Origin of the sequence: Paenibacillus tianmuensis (assembly GCF_900100345.1) — a bacterium.
GTDB classification, from domain to species: domain Bacteria; phylum Bacillota; class Bacilli; order Paenibacillales; family NBRC-103111; genus Paenibacillus_G; species Paenibacillus_G tianmuensis.
This window is the reverse complement of the sequence record NZ_FMTT01000026.1, coordinates 1-20,425: the sequence shown is the minus strand read 5'-3', so window position 1 is coordinate 20,425 and position 20,425 is coordinate 1. Positions and strand designations below refer to the sequence as shown.

Annotated in this window: 21 protein-coding genes; 12 read left to right on the top strand and 9 right to left on the bottom strand. The window is 55.7% G+C overall.

The features are described 5' to 3' along the window. Positions 1–295: 295 nt before the first annotated feature. Both glgP and ylbJ read right to left on the bottom strand, forming a co-directional pair. Complete coding sequence (glgP, locus tag BLO51_RS16980; RefSeq protein WP_245719702.1) at positions 296–2,851, bottom strand: alpha-glucan family phosphorylase; 2,556 nt, start codon at positions 2,849–2,851, stop codon at positions 296–298. A 93-nt stretch (positions 2,852–2,944) separates the two neighbouring features. After that, entirely contained in the window at positions 2,945–4,201 is a 1,257-nt protein-coding gene (gene ylbJ / locus BLO51_RS16975; protein WP_090673786.1) for a sporulation integral membrane protein YlbJ, read from the bottom strand. Positions 4,202–4,541: 340 nt separating this feature from the next. Between ylbJ and BLO51_RS16970 the strand changes: the two genes are divergently transcribed. Both BLO51_RS16970 and BLO51_RS16965 read left to right on the top strand, forming a co-directional pair. Next, positions 4,542–4,937, top strand: coding sequence for a globin domain-containing protein (locus BLO51_RS16970; protein WP_090673783.1), 396 nt, complete (start codon positions 4,542–4,544; stop codon positions 4,935–4,937). A 50-nt stretch (positions 4,938–4,987) separates the two neighbouring features. Further along, positions 4,988–5,689: a DUF2225 domain-containing protein gene (locus BLO51_RS16965; RefSeq protein WP_090673781.1), complete on the top strand. Its 702-nt coding sequence runs from the start codon at positions 4,988–4,990 to the stop codon at positions 5,687–5,689. A gap of 135 nt (positions 5,690–5,824) precedes the next feature. Here the strand turns inward: BLO51_RS16965 and BLO51_RS16960 are convergent, their stop codons facing one another. Further along, on the bottom strand, positions 5,825–6,070 hold the full coding sequence (locus BLO51_RS16960) for a hypothetical protein (RefSeq protein WP_090673780.1): 246 nt from the start codon (positions 6,068–6,070) through the stop codon (positions 5,825–5,827). A 4-nt stretch (positions 6,071–6,074) separates the two neighbouring features. Further along, positions 6,075–6,266: a YycC family protein gene (locus tag BLO51_RS16955; RefSeq protein ID WP_090673778.1), complete on the bottom strand. Its 192-nt coding sequence runs from the start codon at positions 6,264–6,266 to the stop codon at positions 6,075–6,077. Positions 6,267–6,423: 157 nt separating this feature from the next. On the opposite strand from BLO51_RS16955, the gene BLO51_RS16950 reads away from it, so the two are divergent. The 3 genes from BLO51_RS16950 (at position 6,424) to BLO51_RS16940 (ending at position 9,588) form a co-directional block, all read left to right on the top strand. After that, positions 6,424–8,214 carry a M3 family oligoendopeptidase gene (locus tag BLO51_RS16950; protein ID WP_090673777.1) on the top strand — a complete coding sequence of 597 codons (1,791 nt, stop codon included), beginning with the start codon at positions 6,424–6,426 and terminating at the stop codon, positions 8,212–8,214. A 232-nt stretch (positions 8,215–8,446) separates the two neighbouring features. Next, positions 8,447–8,830, top strand: coding sequence for an O-methyltransferase (locus BLO51_RS16945; protein ID WP_090673775.1), 384 nt, complete (start codon positions 8,447–8,449; stop codon positions 8,828–8,830). A gap of 224 nt (positions 8,831–9,054) precedes the next feature. Then, positions 9,055–9,588, top strand: coding sequence for a GNAT family N-acetyltransferase (locus BLO51_RS16940; protein WP_090673773.1), 534 nt, complete (start codon positions 9,055–9,057; stop codon positions 9,586–9,588). A 114-nt stretch (positions 9,589–9,702) separates the two neighbouring features. On the opposite strand, the gene BLO51_RS16935 is transcribed toward BLO51_RS16940, so the two are convergent. Beyond that, on the bottom strand, positions 9,703–9,930 hold the full coding sequence (locus tag BLO51_RS16935) for an alpha/beta-type small acid-soluble spore protein (RefSeq protein WP_090673771.1): 228 nt from the start codon (positions 9,928–9,930) through the stop codon (positions 9,703–9,705). A gap of 99 nt (positions 9,931–10,029) precedes the next feature. Here BLO51_RS16935 and BLO51_RS16930 point away from each other — a divergent pair, with 99 nt between their 5' ends. Continuing rightward, positions 10,030–10,509, top strand: coding sequence for a hypothetical protein (locus BLO51_RS16930; RefSeq protein ID WP_090673770.1), 480 nt, complete (start codon positions 10,030–10,032; stop codon positions 10,507–10,509). Here BLO51_RS16930 and BLO51_RS29295 read toward each other — a convergent pair. Further along, positions 10,506–10,667, bottom strand: a complete 162-nt coding sequence (locus BLO51_RS29295; protein ID WP_167670242.1) for a hypothetical protein — start codon at positions 10,665–10,667, stop codon at positions 10,506–10,508. The genes BLO51_RS16930 and BLO51_RS29295 overlap by 4 nt on opposite strands. 223 nt (positions 10,668–10,890) lie before the next feature. Then, positions 10,891–11,844, bottom strand: coding sequence for an aldose 1-epimerase (locus tag BLO51_RS16925; protein ID WP_174551264.1), 954 nt, complete (start codon positions 11,842–11,844; stop codon positions 10,891–10,893). Between the two features lie 705 nt (positions 11,845–12,549). On the opposite strand from BLO51_RS16925, the gene trpS reads away from it, so the two are divergent. After that, positions 12,550–13,539 (top strand): tryptophan--tRNA ligase, encoded by a 990-nt coding sequence (gene trpS / locus BLO51_RS16915; protein WP_090673768.1) that lies wholly within the window; start codon positions 12,550–12,552, stop codon positions 13,537–13,539. A 50-nt stretch (positions 13,540–13,589) separates the two neighbouring features. Here trpS and BLO51_RS29290 read toward each other — a convergent pair whose 3' ends face one another. After that, positions 13,590–13,766, bottom strand: a complete 177-nt coding sequence (locus BLO51_RS29290) for a DUF5325 family protein (protein WP_167670241.1) — start codon at positions 13,764–13,766, stop codon at positions 13,590–13,592. Between the two features lie 147 nt (positions 13,767–13,913). Between BLO51_RS29290 and BLO51_RS16910 the strand changes: the two genes are divergently transcribed. Next, positions 13,914–14,141 carry an alpha/beta-type small acid-soluble spore protein gene (locus tag BLO51_RS16910; protein ID WP_036693330.1) on the top strand — a complete coding sequence of 76 codons (228 nt, stop codon included), beginning with the start codon at positions 13,914–13,916 and terminating at the stop codon, positions 14,139–14,141. Between the two features lie 101 nt (positions 14,142–14,242). On the opposite strand, the gene BLO51_RS16905 is transcribed toward BLO51_RS16910, so the two are convergent. Next, positions 14,243–15,226 carry a metal-dependent hydrolase gene (locus BLO51_RS16905; protein WP_090673766.1) on the bottom strand — a complete coding sequence of 328 codons (984 nt, stop codon included), beginning with the start codon at positions 15,224–15,226 and terminating at the stop codon, positions 14,243–14,245. A 156-nt stretch (positions 15,227–15,382) separates the two neighbouring features. On the opposite strand from BLO51_RS16905, the gene BLO51_RS16900 reads away from it, so the two are divergent. The 4 genes from BLO51_RS16900 to BLO51_RS16885 all read left to right on the top strand — a co-directional run. After that, positions 15,383–15,652, top strand: a complete 270-nt coding sequence (locus BLO51_RS16900; protein ID WP_217266751.1) for a hypothetical protein — start codon at positions 15,383–15,385, stop codon at positions 15,650–15,652. Positions 15,653–15,741: 89 nt separating this feature from the next. Further along, the gene (locus BLO51_RS16895) at positions 15,742–17,550 is read left to right on the top strand and encodes an ABC transporter ATP-binding protein (RefSeq protein ID WP_090673763.1); all 1,809 of its coding nucleotides are present in this window, start codon (positions 15,742–15,744) and stop codon (positions 17,548–17,550) included. Continuing rightward, complete coding sequence (locus BLO51_RS16890) at positions 17,547–19,661, top strand: ABC transporter ATP-binding protein (RefSeq protein ID WP_090673762.1); 2,115 nt, start codon at positions 17,547–17,549, stop codon at positions 19,659–19,661. The genes BLO51_RS16895 and BLO51_RS16890 overlap by 4 nt, the downstream gene beginning before the upstream one ends. 533 nt (positions 19,662–20,194) lie before the next feature. Further along, the coding region (locus tag BLO51_RS16885; protein WP_143006906.1) for a transposase at positions 20,195–20,425 on the top strand (231 nt) is incomplete at its 3' end.

Here is a 20,425-nt window from a genome sequence, read left to right as displayed (position 1 = left end):
GCCGGAAGCCCGGGCTCAAGTTTGTTCCAGCGCGTTACCGGCTTTGCACGCGCGAGCCTGTCCTCCTGACGCTGCGGCGCCCGGACTGTTTGTTGCTTCCAAATGCTGTTTTCCGTCCGGAGTTTGCTTTTTGATGTGGAAACAAAGAAAATCCCGCTCGCGGGAGCGGGATGATTGGCGGCAAGTGATTGGCGGTGGGAGAAATGTCCGGCGTATCGGTTCGATCTCCGGACGCGGTGCGCCGTTGCGCCTCGCCCGGAACAAAGGCTGGATCGAGACTCGACCCGACGTTCCGTTAAAAGGTCGTAACCAGCGGCAATTCGAAGCGGCGGGCGAAGTTCGCGCTCACCGGATACACGCGAACGCTGTAATGGGGGCCGTGCTGGAGATGGGGCGGAAGAACCGCCCGGTACAGCACGGTATTGTCTCCGAGCTCGCGCACGGGCTCCATCGTCACGATCACCGGGTCCCAGCGGCCCGCTTTTTCCTCGTAATAGATAATCTCGACCGCCGTATCTTTATACCAGACCGATCCGAATTTCACCGTGGCCGTGACCTCCTTAGGAGAGGTTGCGTTCGTATGAGCCAGGGGATCGTTCAGCTCGGCGACGCGGACGTGATGCCAGTTTTTCCGGATAAACCTCTTGTAATCGGCGACTTTGGTCGCTTCGTCATAGCGGTTGGCCACGAAATGCTGCGTCCGCTTCAAGGCGGGGACGTAAAATTCGTTCACGTACTCCATGACCATCCGGTCCGAATTATATACCGGCGCGAGCGTGCGGATCGAACGCTTCATCCGGGCGATCCATTGGGTCGGCAGCGGGCGTTGATTGTAATAGAGCGGCACGATCTCCGTTTCGAGCAGACGGTAGATCGCTTCGGTGTTCTCGCGCTCCTGCGTACCGGCATCCGCCCCGTCGCTTGCTTCGATGCTCCAGCCGTTGGCGCCGTCGTAGCCTTCCTCCCACCAGCCGTCCAGCACGCTGAAGTTGATGACGCCGTTCATCGCGGCTTTTTGGCCGCTGGTGCCGCTCGCCTCATACGGCCGCCGCGGGTTGTTGAGCCATACGTCCACCCCCTGCACCAGATGCCGCGCCATGTTCATGTCGTAATTTTCGAGCAGCACGATTTTTCCGCGGAAGCGGTCCATCTCGGACACCCTGTAGATTTCGCGGATCAGCTCTTGTCCGGGGCGGTCGGCCGGGTGCGCCTTGCCCGCGAAGACGAACTGCACGGGCCGGTTCGGATCGTTCACCAAGAGGTCCAGCCGCTCCAAATCGTTGAAGATGAGATTGGCCCGCTTGTACGTCGCGAACCGCCGGGCGAAGCCGATGGTCAGCGCGTCGGGGGACAAGTAGTCCCGGACCTCCTCGATCCGGTCCGCCGGTCTGTTGCGGCGCCGCTGCTCGCGCAGGTTGGCGCGGGCGAGCCGGATCATCCGCTGCTTAAGCTCCATATGAACGGACCAGAGCGATTCGCCCGGCACCAGATCGACGGTTTTCCATACGTCTTTGTTGGCTTGATGGCTCAGCCACGTCCCCGGTAAAAAGCGGTCGAACAGCTCCTTGAGCTCGGGGGCGAGCCATGTGCTCAGGTGGACGCCGTTGGTCACATGCCCGATCGGCACCTCCGGGATGTCGATGCCGCCGTGGAAAGCCCGGAACATCTCACGCGACACGTGGCCGTGCAGCTTGCTGACTCCGTTGCGCAGCGTGGAGGTGTTCAGGGCAAGGTGAGTCATGTTGAACAGCAGCTTCGGTTCGTCGAGTCCAAGCCGGGTCCATTCCCGCCGGACGGACGGATAATCGGCGAACAGGCGGCTGAAATAATATTCGAACATCGGGAGCGGGAACGCATCATGCCCGGCCGGTACCGGCGTATGCGTCGTAAATACGGTGCTGGCGCGGATGACCTCCAGCGCGACGTGAAACGGCAGGCCTTTGTCCAACTGCTCACGGATTCGCTCGAACGATAGAAACGCGGCATGCCCTTCGTTGATATGGAACGTGCCGGTCGGAATCCCCAGCGCCCGCAGCGCTTTGACGCCGCCGACGCCGAGCAGCACCTCCTGCGCAATCCGGATATCCTGGTTCCCGCCGTACAGCTGAGCCGTCAGCTCGCGGTCCCAGGGGCTGTTTTCCTCCAAGTCGGCATCGAGCAAATAGACCGGCACGCGGCCGACCTGCACCTGCCATACCTTCAAGTGGACGGTCCGGTCAGCCAGCGGCACATCAACAGTCAATTCCCGCAGCGGAGGCGCGCCATCCCCTTGACCTTCGGCCGCTTGGCCTTCCAGCACCGGAACGTAGGCGGGAACGATCGGCAGCTTGTTGAAGTCGTAGGCGATATTTTCGGCCAGCTGCCCGCCCTCCGTATCAAGCTTTTGATCGAAGTAACCTTTCTTGTAAAGCAATCCTATGCCGACCAGCGGTACACCCAAGTCGCTGGCCGATTTGCAGTGGTCCCCGGCCAGAACGCCAAGCCCTCCCGAATATATCGGAAGCGATTCATGAAAGCCGAATTCCGCCGAGAAATAAGCGATCGCCTGATGGGTGTGCTGCGGGTACTCCTTCTGAAACCACGTTTCCGCCTCGCGGTACGCGTCCCACTCGGCCATGACGTCGCGGTACCGCTGCAGGAAGGCTTCGTCCTCCGAGCGTTCCTTCAGCACGGCTGCATCCGTTTCCGTCAACAAGCGCACGGGATTGTGCCGGAACTGGTCCCACAGCTTCGGCTCGATCGCCGCGAACAGCTCCTTGGCCCCGTCGTTCCAGCTAAACCACAGATTGAAAGCAAGCTCGGTCAATCGCCCGATGGCAGGCGGCAGCGCCAAATCTCTTCGATGGAACATCGTATACATCGTTTCACCTCGACCCTGAATTTGGCTCCTCGACTTCGGAAGCAGAAGGAACCGGATACGCTTCTGTTGGTTCCTAGTAGTATCTTATGATCGAATCCGCTTCATACATCTTTTGGCTATAAGAAAGCAGAACGATAGGACTAGCGATGCGCCCAGCACTGCAGCAAACGTAAGCCCGGCCGCCGGAAGCGTATGCTGCGTCAGCGTCTCCAGCGGGCGGGTCATATCCGGCTCGGGAAAAAAGGCGGCAAGCGCGTCATGATAAGGGGCAAGCGGCCGCCACAAAGCGATGACAAGCCCGGCCGCCAGCAGACTGTGGATGAACCGGGCCGCGACGAACGGCGCGTACCGAAGGTTCGTATGGTGCAGCAGGCTGATGATTTGCGCATGCACCGAAAGTCCCGCCCAGGACAGCACCCATGCGGCGATCGCCACCTGATATACCAGCGGTACGCCGGCTGCCGCACCTGCGGCTTTGGCCCCAAGCGTTACCTCGAAGAAGCCGCTGGCTACCGCTTCGGCGAGCGGGAGCGGTAATCCGAAGACGCCCAGCACCGATTCGATGGCCGCGTAGAACAAGCTCATCACCTTCGCGGAAGCCATCACCTCCATGACGACGGAGAAGAAGACGACGAGCCCGCCGATCACGAAAATCATCTGCAGCCCCGAAGCGAGCGCCTGCTGCAGCATCGTGCCCAGCGTCCGGCCGTCGTTCATCCGGGCGTGGTGCATGGCTTCGAAAGCGCGGCGCCACAGCGGCTGGTCGGGGGAGGCTTCCGGGAGAGATGTGAACGCCGGCTGGCGGTATTCGTCGGCGTGCTTCCCCGGCCTGCCGTGAAACCGCATCAGGAGGCCGATCATCAGAGCCGAGCCGTAATGCGCCGCGGCGAGCACGCCCGCAAGCGCGGCATCGTGGAAAAAACCGACGGCTACGGCGCCGATCAGAAAGATCGGGTCGGACGATGTCGTAAAAGCGACCAGCCGTTCGCCCTCTTCCCGGTTGACGAGCCGCTGCGTCCACAGCTGTGATGTCAGGCGCGCGCCGATCGGATAGCCGGAGGCGAAGCCCATAGCCATGACGAAGCCCCCGATGCCGGGAACGCGGAATACCGGCCGCATCATCGGATCGAGCAGCATGCCGAAAAAATGCACGATGCCCAGCCCGAGCATGATTTCGGTGATGACGAAAAACGGGAACAGCGCCGGAAACAGCACGTCCCACCAGATGGACACCCCTTTCAGCGAGGCTTGAAACGCCTCGGAGGGGAAAGCGAGCATCAAGCAGGCCAGCAGGATGGCGAGCGATGCGGCGACATGGACGGATATTCGTTTGCCAAGCAAAGGTACCACTTCCTTTCGAAAAAGGCCTGTCATTCTGATATATGAGCCGCTGCGGGGAGACATGCCTCGCGGACGCGCGGACAAGGGGACGAAAAAATCGCTGGGCCGTCAGAAAAAGGCTGAATTTTCAAGCGATGTATGGTACAATAGTACCAATATGAGAATGGGAGTGATTTCAGATGATGGGTATCATTGCTGGAATTCTCGTATGCGCTTTTGTGTATGTCATTAGGGAGACGTTGATGACATCGGGCGAAGAAGATGTATAAAGCGTTTGACAAAATAACGATGCTAAGGCGCAAGGCAGCTTAGCATCTTTTTTCGTTAGGAGATGAACCGTATGACCCGAGGAGAACGGGAGTTGACGTTTTACGAAGCGATCGGCGGGGAGGCGGCCATCCGCAGCATAGTGGAGGCTTTTTACCCGAAGGTGCAGGCGCATCCGCTGTTGGGGCCCCTGTTCCCGGAAGATATTACGCCGGTCATGGAAAAGCAGTATTTGTTCCTGACGCAGTTTTTCGGCGGACCGCCGCTGTATTCCGGGCAGTACGGGCATCCGATGATGCGTGCGCGGCATTTGCCGTTCCCGATCACGCCGGAGCGCGCGGACGCCTGGCTCGGCTGTATGGCGGAGGCGCTGGAAGAAACGGGAATGGACCGGGAGCTTCGGCTTGCCGTACTGGAGCGGCTGAAGGGTCCGGCGTATCATTTTATCAACAGCCAGAGCAGCAGCTAACGAAGCTTATCGAGACCAGAAAACGAAGCTGATCGAAGGAAGTGTGTCCCGTGGTCGAACCTTTATTTCAAGTCAGCGTCAGATGTCATCACTGCGACGTCGTATTTCAAACGTCCCGCGTTCGCCCGAGCTTCAAGAAGGCGTCCGGCACCGACACCGATTTCTGCGTTCATTATAAGGATATCAACCCCGACTTTTATGTCGTACGCATCTGCCCCCACTGCGGGTTTGCGGGGACGGAAAATTCCAAGGACCGGCTAACGCCTGCGCAAAAAAACGCATTCCGCGAAAAAATCGCCGACCATTGGACGTACAAAGACTACGGGGGCGAACGGACGTGGGAGGATGCGCTCTACGCCTACAAGCTTTCGCTCGTCACGGCCCAGACGGTCAACGATAAAGGGCGCATCACCGCAGGTCTGCTGCACCATATTGCCTGGCTTTACCGCTATCGGAACGACGAGGCGCAGGAAGCCCGTTTTTTGCAGCATGCGCTGGACGAATACACGCGGGCGTTCGAGACGGAAGCGGGGGAGATGAACAATGCCCGTTTGATGTACCTGATGGGGGAGCTCAACCGCCGGCTGAAGCAGTATAACCAAGCGGTCAAATGGTTCTCGCGCGTCGTTAACGACAAGCGCATCATGGATGCTGGCATGATTCGGGCATGCCGCGAGCAGTGGGCCGTGACCCGTGAGAATGTGCTTGCGGATTCGGTCGTTCTCGAACCCGAGACCCAGGAATTGACCTGATGCCTTTAACGCAAAAACGCTTCAAGCTTCCCGGCATCGATCCGAGAATGCTTCAAGCGTTTTTTTGCCTTGTTTGATTCGCGCGATAGAACAAAAGCAATCCATGAAGATGGTTTCCTGGGAAGACGGGAACGCTTACTCTTTGCCGTATCGGCGCAGCGGACGGCCCGCAAGCAAATAATCTTGGTCGGCATCGACCAGCGTCTCTCTATTTCGGCAGCAGGGGAAGACGAGCAGCTTTTTGACGCCTTCGCGAAGTTCCGAGAGGTCTTTAAGCTTGAGCGGCAACAAAACATTGGCAGCGTGGCAAAAGGGGCAGCTATGAACGTACACGTCTTGTCCGATCCGTTCATAGGGCCATGTATTCTCAAAAGGTATCATACGTTTACTCCCGGCCGGAAACGCCGGAATCTTGATCCGGTGCCGCAGTCGTGGAATTGTCCTTCGCCTTTCCGGCCAGCTCGGCCAGCTTCTGCAGAAGAATGTGCTGAGGCATATGCATCAGGTGTTCGATCGGAACGTTCAATTCCTTCGCGAGTTTCTGCGCCGTCTCGGGTGAAATCTGCAAAGGTCTCATTCGCAGTCCCTCCAGTCTAAAGGTTTATAGTCTCCATTTAATCATATCCGAGACCTGAAATTCAACCAAAAAATGGGGCCACACCATTTTGGTTTTACGCCAAATTGTGGTTTAATGGGAAGAGATACATAATGTATAAATAAGGAAGGTGTATAGCATGCGTAATGCTTTGCCGCAAACTTGGAATTTGGAACGCTTTTTTCCGGGAGGCAGCGGGTCTAATGCTTTTATTCAATTTTTGAAAGAGCTGCAATCGAACATCGCCGAACTGGACGAGACGTTAAGCGGGTTGGCCGTACCGGAAACGGCCGAGCAATCGGCAACGCTGCTTCCCGTGATCGTGCTGGCGCAAACGGCCTTATTGAAAATACGCGAAGCGGAGTCGTTCACCGGCTGCCTGACGGCAGAAAATCAGAACGACAAGCGGGCGGTCCAGCTAACCGGGCAGGTGAAGTCGATTCAAGCCACCTTCGCTTCCGCTTTGACGCGGTTCGACGATTTCCTGCGGCGCATTCCTGAACCGGCTTGGCAAGGCTTGCTTGCTCACGCGGAGCTTAGTGAAATCGCTTACCCGCTTGAAGAGCGGCGTCGGCTCGCTTCGGAGAAGCTGCCGCCGGAGCAGGAGGCGCTGATCCACGACCTTGCCGTGGACGGGTATCACGGTTGGGGCGAGCTGTACAACACGACCGTGAGCAAATTCAGCATCCCGTTCGAAGAAAACGGGGTCGTTACGGAGTTGTCGGCGGGACAAGCCGCCAACAAAATGTACAGCCCGGACCGCGGCGTGCGGCAGCGGGTATTCGAGCTGTGGGAGCGGGAATGGGCGAAGCATGCCGATTACTGCGCCGACGCGCTCAATCACCTGGGCGGCTTCCGGCTAAAGCTGTATGAACGCCGGGGCTGGGATGAGATTCATCGGGAGCCGCTAACCATCAACCGGATGTCGAAGGAAACGCTGGATGCGATGTGGGGCGTGATCGAGCAAAGCAAAGACGTGTTCGTCCGTTACCTGGAGCGGAAAGCGAAGCTGCTGGGCGTTGAGAAATTGACATGGCATGACGTCGACGCTCCGGTCGGAGACGGCAATACGACGTTCAGCTACGATCAGGGCGCGCAGCTCATCGTAGAGCAGTTCCGCCGCTTCAGCCCGAAGATGGCCGATTTCACCGTGATGGCGTTCGAGAATGGCTGGATCGAAGCGGAGGATCGCGCAGGCAAACGTCCCGGCGGCTTCTGCACGTCGTTTCCCATCTCCGAAGAAACGCGCATCTTTATGACGTATGCGGGCACCGCATCGAATGTATCGACACTTGCGCACGAGCTCGGACACGCCTATCATCAGCATGTGATGAACGATCTGCCGGCGTTGGCTCAAGAGTACGCCATGAACGTCGCCGAGACGGCTTCCACGTTCGCCGAGATGGTCGTCTCCGACGCGGCGGTGAAAGGGGCGACCACCGACGAAGAACGCATCACACTGCTTGAGAATAAGATTCAGGGCTCGGTCGCATTCTATATGAACATTCATGCCCGGTTCTTGTTCGAAACGGACTTTTACGAAGCGCGCCGCCACGGGATCGTGAGCATTGAGCGGTTGAACGAATTGATGGAAGCCGCTCAGAAGAAGGCATACCGGAATACGCTTGCCGAGTATCATCCGCACTTCTGGGCATCGAAAATGCATTTTTACTTAACGGACGTGCCGTTCTACAATTTCCCGTACACCTTCGGCTACATGTTCAGCACCGGTTTGTACGCCGAAGCGCTCCGCCGGGGCGCGGCGTTCGAAGACCAGTACATCGCGCTGCTGCGCGATACCGGACGGATGACGGTCGAAGACTTGGCGAGCAAGCATCTCGGCGTCGACCTGCGCAAGCCGGACTTCTGGCAGCAGGCGATGGACGTCACGATCGCCGACGTTAACGAGTTCCTGCGCTTGACGGAGTAATTTTTGGCCCCGCCTATTGTAGGCGGGGCTTAAGCTTGTTTTGAGGGGCCGCTTGATGGCCGGAATGAAATCGGTGACAACTGCACGATGTCTAACAATGTAAAATTTTGTTGAATTATCGTTTATTTTATGAAAAAAATTTGTTGTCAACGTGGTTATATTGTCCTATAATGGGTCTAGAGCCTCAGGTATACATAATATTCCAATTACACTACTTGAAAGGAGGAACTCTGTGATTTTAGAACAGTTGCCTTTAGCCAGACAGTTGGATTTGGTGTTTCGTGAATTGAAAGAGGAGCTGGCTCAGCTTACCTCGGGGACGGTTTTCGTCCAGATTCGAAATAACATGGTTGGAAAGTTCGGCATCCGGCATTTTCCTCTGGAGAGCAAGGGTACGGAGATCAAGATGTCAGAGCGCGGCCTGTCCGAAAGCCAGCAGCTTTCGTTCCGCCATACCGCTCTGGAATCGTTGAAGCTAAAACGTTGGACGCACGGGGAGATTCAGTTTGAATTCGCGATGCGCCAAGACTTGCTTTGCACCAGCGTGACCTTCGAATCAAACTATAACATGGCGAATTTGGTTGGCGAGTCCAATAAAAACAAACGCGATTTTTGATTGACCAAGCTTACTGCACTCATACCTAGGTTACCTTTTATCCCATTATAACTTTCTACATTCTTTTTTGTTTTCAACTAAATTTAATCCTTCTGATGCTCTAATTGTTCGATATAACGTACACCCTCCCTTGATCGCTGGATCGGGAGGTTTTTTTGATTTTAAAAGGGGAGATATGGAACTTTTTGGATTGTTAAGCGTATAAACAACCGGGGGTAACAATGATGAAAGTGCTCGAAACCGACCGGCTGGTTCTTCGCCACCAGACCCTAGAGGATGCGTCGTTTATCCTGGAGCTTATGAACGATCCTTCCTGGATTCGGTACATCGGGGATAAAGGCGTGAAAACGCTCGATGAGGCGCGGAGCTTTATTATAAAAGGACCGCTGGACACGTATGCTCGTTTGGGGTTCGGATTTTATTTGACGGAATTGAAAGAGGGGGGCACGCCGATCGGCATCTGCGGATTTGCCAAACGAGATTTCTTAGAGGATGTCGATGTTGGATATACTTTTCTTCCCGAATTCCGGGGGAAAGGGTACGCCTTCGAGGCGGCTTCCGCCGCGATGGCTTATGCTAAATCCGAACTGGGTCTCAAACGCATTGTGGCTATTACCTATAAAGATAATCACTCGTCGGCCAAGCTATTGGAAAAGCTGGGAATGCGTTTTGAAGGTATGGTCCCAAGTGCGGGTACGGATAGGGAAGTCTGTCTTTATGCGATTAACGTCGAACACGCGGTGAAGGCCGGCGAATGATTGCTGCGCAACTTCGGGATCAAATAGAAAGCAAATGATAGTTTTGTTATAATGAATGGCAACGGAAAAAGGCGGTCCCGAAGGAGCCGCCCGGTTAAGTATTGAGGTCGTGCATTATCTTGTGAACTTGCCAGCCAGCTGCTGCTCGGCGATTTGAACCAGACGACGAGTGATGTGACCCCCGATTGCTCCGGTATCACGGGTAGCCATGAAGCCATAATAACCGTCTTGAGGAATCTGAATGCCCAACTCTTGAGCAACTTCATACTTCAACTGCTCCAAAGCTTGGTTAGCTTGAGGTACGACCAATTGGTTGCTGCTGCGGGATTGTCCTGCGCCCATCGATATCACCTCCGTTCACTAGGTAGTATGTTCCACGCGAAAGAATATACACAGATAGGAAATTGGTAAATGTGACCACCTGACGGAGGAGGGATTGTCTTGGGATTTTTGCTGACGTGCAGCAACTGGTCCTTCGATGCGGACCTGCAAATCGTACATGCCGACGTTAAACTGGAGATTGACGGCGAAACGCTGATCGACGAACCGCTGTGCATCGACGTGGGGCTTCCGGCGCTGCTGCTCAGCGTCCATGAAGATGTGGAGCCGTTTCGTTGGGCGCCGGCGGACGAATGGCAGCGTGTGCCGTTCTTCTGCTGCGGCTGCGGCGACCCGGAATGCCGGGCGTTCTCGTTTATCGTACGGCATAAGGCCGACGGCCGGTTAGAATTCACGGAAGTGGAGGAACGGGAGGGAAGATACCCCCGTCAACTGGGTAAGTACGATATCGAATGGTCAGCTTATGCCAAGCAGGTAAGGGAGATCGGAGAGACGTTTTTGCGTTTTGTCGAACATCTGGATTACCGGCCGTATTTCAAAAATACCGTCGAAACGGTGAAGCAGCAGCTTGCCCGGGGCTAGTTCTTATTTTTCGGCTTTTTGAGCGCTTCCATCTGCTTCATTAAAGCTGTCATTTCTTTTTCCAGTTTTTCCATGTCCTTAAACATGGTTTTCATTTGTTTATCCTCGGTCAATAATTTGGTAATGCCGTCGAACCAGTCGGATTTGCTGATGCTCATCTGTCCAGCCTGCCTTTCTTCGCTCGTTTTGTATATCGTACGAAGAAGAGCGGGGCAGGTGTGTGTTTCGGACTGGAAACAAGAAAAAAAGGCTGACGCCTGACTGGGGCGCAGCCTTTTGGTATCTTCCCGCTTAATCGCAGAGCTGGGATAAAAAAGTCAGCAGCGTGCGCTACTGACTGTTGTCGTTCTTTGCAGCATAAAGGATTTTTATGGTTAAACGTTATTTGTAAGCGACCTCAAGCTTTACTTCCAGCTCCAGCGAACCTCCCGGTTCGATGGCCCGGAAGCCTGTCACCTCGGCCGGCTGATTAATATTCGGTGCGTTGGTGACCCAAGTGTACGGCTCCAGGCAGATGAAATCCCGGGCTTCACCCTTCGTATAAATGACCCATTGCTTGAACAGATCGGAACCGCTGTAACGGATATCGGCCTTCGGGCCGGACAGCACGGCGAGGCAGGGATAATCCCCGATTTGGAACACAGTGTCCAAGTTGTGGCCTTTCAGCACGTCGCCTTCGGGCAGCTTCGCGCACTTGTCGCTGAGCGGCGCGATATGGCCGAGAGGCACGCTCGTTTCGTCCAGCTCCCAGATGCCGATCGCCGGCAGCTGCAGCGTCCAATTTTCCGGCTCGCCGTCCAGCAAAAACCATGTATGCAGCCCGTAGCCGAACGGAGCGGACGTTTGGCCGCGGTTGGTCGCTTTCAGCAGATGACGGAGCGTGCTGCCCCGCAGCTCGTAAGTCACTTCAAGCTCTAACTCGTGCGGGAATTGATGCTGCACGTGTGCATCGTCGACTAGACGAAAAACGGACGTGATGTAGAGGGCTCCGTCCTTTTCGCCGGTGGCAAGCACCGTCCAAGGCTGGCTCTTGATCACGCCATGGATATGATTGCCCTGAACGCTATTGATCTCGAATTGGTAGCTGCGGCCCTCGAATGTGAAGCGGCCATCGCGGATGCGGTTCGGCGGCATCAGAATCGGCGTGCCGTATTGCACCGGCTCGGTGGCCATCTCGGACGGCGAGGTTGGTACGCGAAGCATTTCGCGTTCCAGCGTTTTGTCCCAAATGCTGTAGACGTTGTTGCCGACGGATGGACAGATGCTGACGATCAGGTGGTCGTTTTCGAGCGTATAGGCTGGTGTTCCCTGCCAGTCGATCTGCTTAATTATCATTCCGAAAGTTCTCCTTTGTCCGGTAAAATAGTCCGATCGTAAATCGCTTCCATTGTACCAGAGGAGCCAGGGACTGTCACCCGGGAAAATCGTTTTGATCAGGCGCCGAAGTCGAAATTCGGGAACACGTGCGGCGCTTTGGCCGGTTCGGCTTTGGAGATTTTCTCCAGCAGCAAAGCACGGCGAGAATGTTCGTGACCCGCCGTTGGACGATTGTTTGCAATGGTTTCATTCGTATATAGGACAAGATTTTGAGAGTTGATGAAGTCTGGGAAAGCGCATGGCTGCGGCGGTGAACGTTCCTGTTCCGATTCCGAGGTTGACAAGGGGGAGGGCGTTTAGGTACAATGACGTCTAATAAGAGCGATGATGGGAATAAGTAGGCGGCAGGCAAGCTCTGCAGAGAGCCGGTGGGTGGTGCGAACCGGCGGGCGGCGGCTGAACGAATGGGTCCCTGAGCTGAAGGTTGAACGTGCGCAGACGCACCCGGGCCCGGGTAAGCTTCGATTCAGCGTTGCGCGCCGGTAGGCCGGTCCGGTTTCCTCCCCGTTACAGGAGGCTGAAGGCCCGCGCTGTCTGTCTTGGACAGTACGATTGCGGGTAAATTAGGGTGGCACCACGGTCTCTCGTCCCTTGCGGCGGGAGGCCTTTTTGTTTTTCTTGGGAAGCTTACAGGCGAGATGAGAAAAGGAGGCGGACTGCAAAATGTCCAAATTGAGAGTATTGTCCGGCATGCAGCCCAGCGGTCAGCTGACGCTCGGCAACTATATCGGCGCATTGAAAAATTACGTGAAGCTTCAACATACGCACGATTGTTATTTTATGGCGGTAGACCTGCATGCCATTACGGTGCCGCAGGAGCCGGAAAAGCTGAAGGAACAGTCGGAAGCCGTCGCTGCGCTGTACCTGGCGGCGGGCATCGATCCGAATGTGGCGACCGTATTCCTGCAATCGACCGTACCGGCGCATGCCGAGCTCGGCTGGCTGCTGACGACGCTCACCTATATGGGCGAGCTGGAACGCATGACGCAGTTCAAAGACAAGTCCGCCGGCAAGGAATCCGTCGGAGCGGGTTTGTTCACTTATCCGTCGCTGATGGCCGCCGACATTTTGCTGTACGATACGGCTCTTGTCCCGGTCGGCGACGACCAGACGCAGCACTTGGAGCTGACGCGCGATCTGGCGCATCGCTTCAATCAGCGCTACGGCGACACGTTTACGATTCCGAAAGGCTACTTCCCCGAAGTGGGCGCACGGATTATGTCGCTGGATGACGCGTCCAAGAAGATGAGCAAGAGCAATCCGAACGCCGGCAGCTACATTGCCATGCTGGATGCCCCGGACGTGATCCGCAAAAAAATAAGCCGGGCTGTGACCGACTCGGGGCGGGAAGTGAAGTTCGACCCGCAAAACAAGCCGGAGGTCAGCAACCTGATCAGCATCTACGCCCAGTGCGCGGACAAGACGATTGCGGAGATCGAAGCGCAATACGAGGGGCAAGGCTACGGGCCGTTCAAGAAGGATTTGGCTGAAGCGGTCGTCGCTGTCCTGGAGCCGATCCAGCAGCGGTATGCAGAGATCCGCAGCTCGGGCGAGCTGTACGATATTTTGCGTCAAGGCCAAGAGCGCGCGGCAGCGCAAGCGGAGCAAATGCTGAAGCGGGTAAAAGAAAAAATGGGCTACGTAGTACTGTAGCCCATCCCAGGGCTTGTCCGAACGAACCTTTCTTCGTTCTGGGCAAGCTCTTATTTGTTTCGCTTTCTCAGTTTGGCTTTCACGATAAAACCGGCGCCGATAAACAGTATCGACAACAAGCCGAACAGCGCAGCCAGCCACGGCTTGCCCGTGGCCATAAAGAAGCTGATGCACGCGAGGAGCGCCGTGCCCCCGAAGGCAAAAAACAACCCTAATCCTTTCGTCATGACGAGACCGCACCTGCCTTTCCGATAAAATTTGAAACTGCGATTGATTTTTCAAAAGGGAGTATAAGTTCAGGCATACGACACATAATAAGCTTGCAAGCTTGCAAATACATCAAAGACATCATCCCGTTGAAAGGAGTGCTGAACATGGGTGCAGGACAATCCCGCAGCAGCAATCAATTGGTTGTACCTCAAGCAAACCAAGCTTTGGAGCAATTGAAGTATGAGGTTGCTCAAGAACTGGGCATTCAAATTCCGCAAGACGGCTACTACGGTTACATGGCTTCCCGCGACACAGGCGCAATCGGTGGTCACATTACCCGCCGCTTGGTCCAAATCGCTGAGCAAGCCATCTCCGGCGGCGCAGCCCGCTAACCGCAGGGCTTTGGAAACAAAGCTTCACGAATATAAGCTCAAGGAGAAATCCTTGAGCTTTTTTCCATGGCAGCAGAAAAAGAGGAGGATGAGCCCGCCTGTTAAGCGCCGCCCATCCGCAGCTTCTTTTCGAGCCGGGAATCGCTGACCCAGCCTACGTACGAATCGATCGTATTCAGCTTTTTGTCCAGCAGCAGCACCGCGACGAACGGATACTGCTTGCGGTGCCGGTAGCGTACGTCGGCCCAGCGCACCTCGTATCCCCAAGCGTGCTCCTTCAGCTCGGCGCAGGCATAGGAAGTAAAGTACAGGAAGCAAGCGACATTCGGGTGAGCCCTGGATGCCTCCACGGCAGGGTGGACGGCGCAGGAAACCCGGTCGATCCAATGGATCTTGCGGTTTTTGAGCTCCCCGAGCTGAAACGAACCGTCCTGCTTCCGCTTCACGATCTGCCATTGGTGCAGATGGACTGTCGGGATCAGCGTGTACCGGTCGCCGGGCTCATAAATCGAATCCTGCAGGCGCAGCCCTGACTCAAGCCGGTAGTGGGTCCATGAGCGCCATATATAATAGAGGGCGAGGAAGGCGTATAATATAGGAAACAGAATTTCCGGACGCATCAGATGAACGGACCATATAAAAATGGCGAGCACGTGAGACGAGAAAATGATCGGGTCGAAAATGTGAATGATATTCCACGAGACCCATCGCTCTGAAATCGGGCGAAGCGCCTGGGTTCCATACGCATTAAACAAATCGGTGAATACGTGAAACGCAACCGCGATAAACACCCACATGGTCACATGCGCCATCGGCAAATCGTTAAAGACAAGCCAGAGGATGCCGGAGATAAGCGCTGTCCAAAGCACCAAAGCAGGCAGCGAGTGGGATAAGCCACGGTGATTTTTAATGTAAGCGGCGTTTCCTTTCAGCCGCAGTAGCGTATCGGCATCGGGCGCCTGTGAACCGGCCACCGTTCCGATCAATACGGCTGTCGAAACCATGGGATCTGCTGCCACAACCGGATCGACATAAGCCAGGCCTGCAAGGCCGAGCCCGATCACCAGGTGTGTTCCGGTGTCCATGGACTAACCTCCTGAACGTCTAATTTTGCAATAGTCTTCTCTAGCCCATTACTATTAGTGTATCATTTTCTTGTCCAAAATAAAGCAAAGGCTGTGAAAAAAATGTGTATCGTTTTTGTCGAATACCGAATTGATGCGTCATATCGCCTCCCATACTTGGCATGGTCTCAGAGGCTGAGCGACGATTTCCCCCAGATGGAGCTGTATGAAGGAACCGACCAGCCGGGGCTGTTCGTGGAGCTGTGGAGCGGGCTTACCGACGATCAATACCGGTTCATGCGGGCCGTCCGTACCCGGAAGGACGAATACGCTGTGGAGCCGGGGGCGTGGGACGGGAGCGATCCCGAACGTTGGGCGCCTCTCGAACAGTGGGTGCCGGGCGGGTGTGCCAAAATTCATATTTGGCAGTTCCAAAAAGTCAAATAGTCCATTTTATAAGGTAAACATATCCATGGTTTCTTCCACCCGATCGCGGTACCCTTACAATAGTCTTCAATTGCGACGGAGGAACACGGATGGAGAATAACAATATATTCTGGTCTCATATCAAGCGGAACCGTTTGCCTTACCTAATGGGCTTTGCATTATTGTCCATATCGTCCATCCTGCAGCTGATCATTCCTTGGCTGCTTGGACGGTTTACGGACAGCCTCCAAGCAGGCGGGCTGACCTATGATAAGGCGGTCCGTTTCGGCGTCTGGATGATTGCCGCAGGGTTTGGGATCGCTTTCTTCCGGTCCGTTTCCCGCATTTATTTGTTCCGGCTGTCGCGGCAGCTGGAGATGCGGGTGCGCGGCGAGCTGTTCGTCCACTGGGAGAAGCTGTCGGCGCAATATTTCAACAATCGGCGGATCGGGGACTTGATGTCGCACGCCATCAGCGACGTTGGGGTCATTCGCGAGGTGACGATGTCAGGATACTTCAACGTCATGGAAGCCGTATTTCTGATCGTCGTTTCCGTTGCGGCCATGACGAGCTCGGTCAATCCTTGGCTCACGCTGCTGACAATGCTGCCGCTGCCGCTGCTCAGCCTGCTCGCCTACCGGTTCAACAAGCGGATTATGCAGCAGTCGGCGGATATGCAATCCGCGATCTCCGATTTGACGAGCCGCGTGCAGGAGTTTACCGCAGGCATCCGGATCGTCAAGGCATTCGTACAGGAAAAAGCGGAGCGGGAGCTGTTCACCCAGGATAACCGGCGGGCCGTCGAAATGAACCGGCGGTATGTGCGCTCGAATTCGTTGTTCGGAGCGCTCAGCGCCGGGATTGTCGGACTCAGCTTTCTCGTCTCGGTCGTACTCGGCGGCATAATGGTACTGAAAGACATCATTACGCTCGGCGAATTCGTCGCTTTCAATACGTATTTGTCGCTTCTCATGGGGCCGATCGAAAGCTTGGGCCGGGTCGTTAACTTGCTTCAGCGCGGGAAGGCGTCTGAGCTGCGGCTGCTGGAAATTTTCAATACGCAGCCGGACGTGGTGGACGACGTTGTCGCGAAGCCGGAGATTCAAACGATCGGCGGCGAGATCGAGATCCGGGATTTGACGTTTTCTTACCCCGAAGCGAAGCGGCCCTCCCTCCGGAACGTCTCGCTCAAGGTGCCGAAGGGCTCCAGCCTTGCCATCGCGGGCCGGGTCGGCAGCGGTAAAAGCACGCTGGCGCATCTGCTCGTACGGCTGTATAACCCGCCGAAAGGGACGGTGTTTATCGACGGGCACGATATTCACGAAATTCCGCTGCGGACGCTGCGCGGCCAGATCGGCATCGTGCCGCAGGACCAGTTCCTGTTCTCGTCTACAATCCGGGACAACATCGGGTTCGATCCGAAGCCATACAGCGACGAGCAGGTCGTCGAAGCGGCCAAGATCGCCCAAGTCTACGAAAATATCGTCGAATTTCCGGACCAGTTCGATACGGCGCTCGGCGAGCGCGGCATTTCGCTGTCGGGCGGGCAGCGTCAGCGGGTAAGCATCGCGCGGGCCGTGATCAAGAAGCCGTCGGTGCTGATTTTCGACGACAGTTTGTCCGCGGTCGATACGATCACGGAGGATCTGATCCTCGAAGGGCTCGAATCCGTGATGGACCGGCGCACGACGATCATTATCGGGCACCGGATCTCGTCGGTGCAGAGCGCCGACCAAATCGTCGTCATGGACGAAGGCCGCATCGTCGAGCGCGGCAATCATGAGCAATTGCTGGCCGGGGGCGGCATTTACGCCGACATGTACCATAAGCAACTGCTGGATCAGGAAGCCAAGCGGGAGGACGGACAGGAGCGGCATACCGCTGCTTCGCAGCTGATGCGGGGAGGGGCGGGCGCATGAATATACACGCGGAGAAAACCGTCAAGACGATGAAAGATACGCAACTGCTGACGAAGCTGCTTTCCTACGCCAAGCCGTATTGGCGAATGATCGCGCTTTGCGTCGTCCTGGCCTTCCTGATCGTCGTCGCCGATTTGGCGCGCCCTTATCTCATCAAGGTGGCGATCGACGGCCATATCAACGGGCTGCACAAGCCGATGCTGTCGGCGGAAGCGTCCCAGGCCGAGCGCCTGCGGAGCTACGGGGATGTGACGGAGTGGAACGGCAGGGCTTACGTCCGGCTCGAACCGGACGCAGCCGAGCGGTCGGCCCGCCCGCCGGAGCTTGGAACGAAGCAAGCCCAGATTGTCCGGATCGACGGCAAAGACTGGCTCATTGCCGGCTGGATCGCCAAGCAGTCCGAGCAGGCGACCGTAGCGGAAGCGGGCGGCAAAGCGGAAGTATATGCCGGAGGACAGACGTTCGCCGCCGAACCGCTGGACGCCGCCGCGCTGGAGGCGTTCCGCAAGCAGGATTACACCGGGTTCCTTTGGCTGGGTGTCGTTTTCCTCAGCGCGGTCGTCGTCGCGTCGCTGCTCAGCTACCTGCAAAGCAACCTGTTGCAGTATACGGGGCAAACGATCATTTTCAACATCCGGCAGCAGCTCTTTCAGCATTTAAGCCGCATGTCGATGTCCTACTTCGACCGCAATCCCGTCGGAAGGATCGTCGTCCGCGTCACGCAGGATACAGAGTCGCTTAACCAACTTTATTCGCAGGTTGTCGTCAACCTGATCAAAGACGTCATCGTGCTGATCGGCATCGTCGTCGTCATGCTGCAGCTCAGCGTCAAGCTAGCGCTGCTGTCGTTTGCGGTGCTGCCGTTTCTGGCTGTGCTTACGTTCTGGTACCGGTCGGTCATCCGGGATGCCATGCGGAAATCACGGGCGATCCTGTCGCGGCTCAATTCGTTTCTGGCGGAAAACTTGTCCGGCATCCGGATTACGCAGTTGTTTATCCGCGAAGAGCGGCAATGGGAGCAGTTCGATCATCACAATACGGCATATTACCGGGCAGGGATGCGGGGAACGGTCATCAACTCGATCTTCCAGCCGGCGATCGGCTTTCTCGGCAATCTGGCTATCGCGCTGCTTCTCTGGTACGGCGGCGCCAGCGTCATCGACGGCGGCCTGACCTTCGGGGTGGTGTATGCTTTCACGCATTACGTGCGGCAGTTTTTCCAGCCGCTGCAGAGCTTGGCAGAGAAGTATAACCAGATTCAGACGGCGATGGTCGGCGCGGAGCGCATCTTCGAGACGCTCGGCGAGAAGCCTGCGATCGTCGACCCGGAACAGCCGAAGCGGCTGCCGAAGGAAATCCGCGGCGAAATTGCGTTCGAGAACGTATGGTTTGCCTATAACGGGGACGATTGGGTGTTGAAGGATGTCAGCTTCAAGATCCGGCCAGGGCAGACGGTGGCGTTCGTCGGGGCGACCGGGGCGGGCAAAAGCTCGATCATCCAATTGATGAATCGCTTCTACGACATTCAAAAAGGCAGCATCAAGCTCGACGGTGTCGATATCCGCGACATCCCACTGGACGACCTGCGCCATTACATCGGCATCGTGCAGCAGGACGTGTTCCTGTTCACCGGAGATATCGCCTCGAATATTCGGTTGAATCACCCGGAGATTGCCGACGAGCAGGTCGTCGCTGCGGCCTGGATGGTGCATATGGACGAGTTTATCCGCAGCCTGCCCGGCGGCTACAAGACGCTGCTCGGCGAGCGCGGCATCAATCTGTCGCTGGGTCAGCGGCAGCTGCTGTCGTTTGCTCGCGCCATCGCATTCCGTCCGCAGATTCTCATTCTCGACGAAGCGACGTCGAACATCGATACGGAGACGGAGCTGATCGTGCAGGACGCGCTGATGAACATTTCGGAGGATCGGACGACGCTGATTGTGGCGCACCGCTTGTCGACGATCCAGCATGCCGACCAGATCATCGTCATGCATAAGGGCAAGGTCCGCGAGACCGGAAACCATTACCAGCTTCTCGCGGAGCGCGGGTACTATTATCGTCTGTTCGAGCTTCAGTATAAGGAGCAGAGGCCGGTGCCGAAGGCAAGGTAGGGGATCAAAGACGCGTTCTAACTAAGTGCGTGTGAGCATGATTATTGAGAAAAATCGCGCGAAACATGAGAAAAATTCGCAAGCTTAGTGAGAAAAAAATTATATTCATAATAATGAATAATTATACAAAAAAATGACGCACTTCAAGAGAAATACTATTCTACAAAGTGTGTCATTTTTTTGTAAGGAGTGATGATATGGATTCAATAAATAAGCTGCCTGTTACTCCTAGGATATTTCATGATGAATCGATGGAGGGGTATTTAGCGAGGTTGGCAGAGGCAAATGACTTTCCAAATGTAGTCGTACCTTAACTATAAGCCGTGGAAAGACAGTTCAATTTATTTACAGGCTCTCACAAAAATAACAGGTCAGGATCTCGCAGGGTTCCATGAAAATTTTCTTAGCTATTGGGTAAAGAAACAATTAGCGATTCCAACAATTAGGGCGTGTCTGAAAACTATCTATTGCTTCAAAGAAGAAACCGAAGCATAATTTTACAGGGACGAGATCACGAGGAGGCCTGTAAAATTATGCTACGACGCCACGAAATCAAGGACCAGGATTGGGAACGGATCCAAGGTCTATTGCCACCCGAAAATACAGGCGAAGGCAGACCCTCGAAGCCCAATCGAGTCATGCTGAATGGAATGCTTTGGAAAGTAAAAACAGGGGCTCCTTGGCGTGATTTGCCGGAACGTTTTGGTCCTTGGAAAACCGTGTATTCCCGTTTTCGTTTGTGGAGCAAAGATGACCTCTTTCAA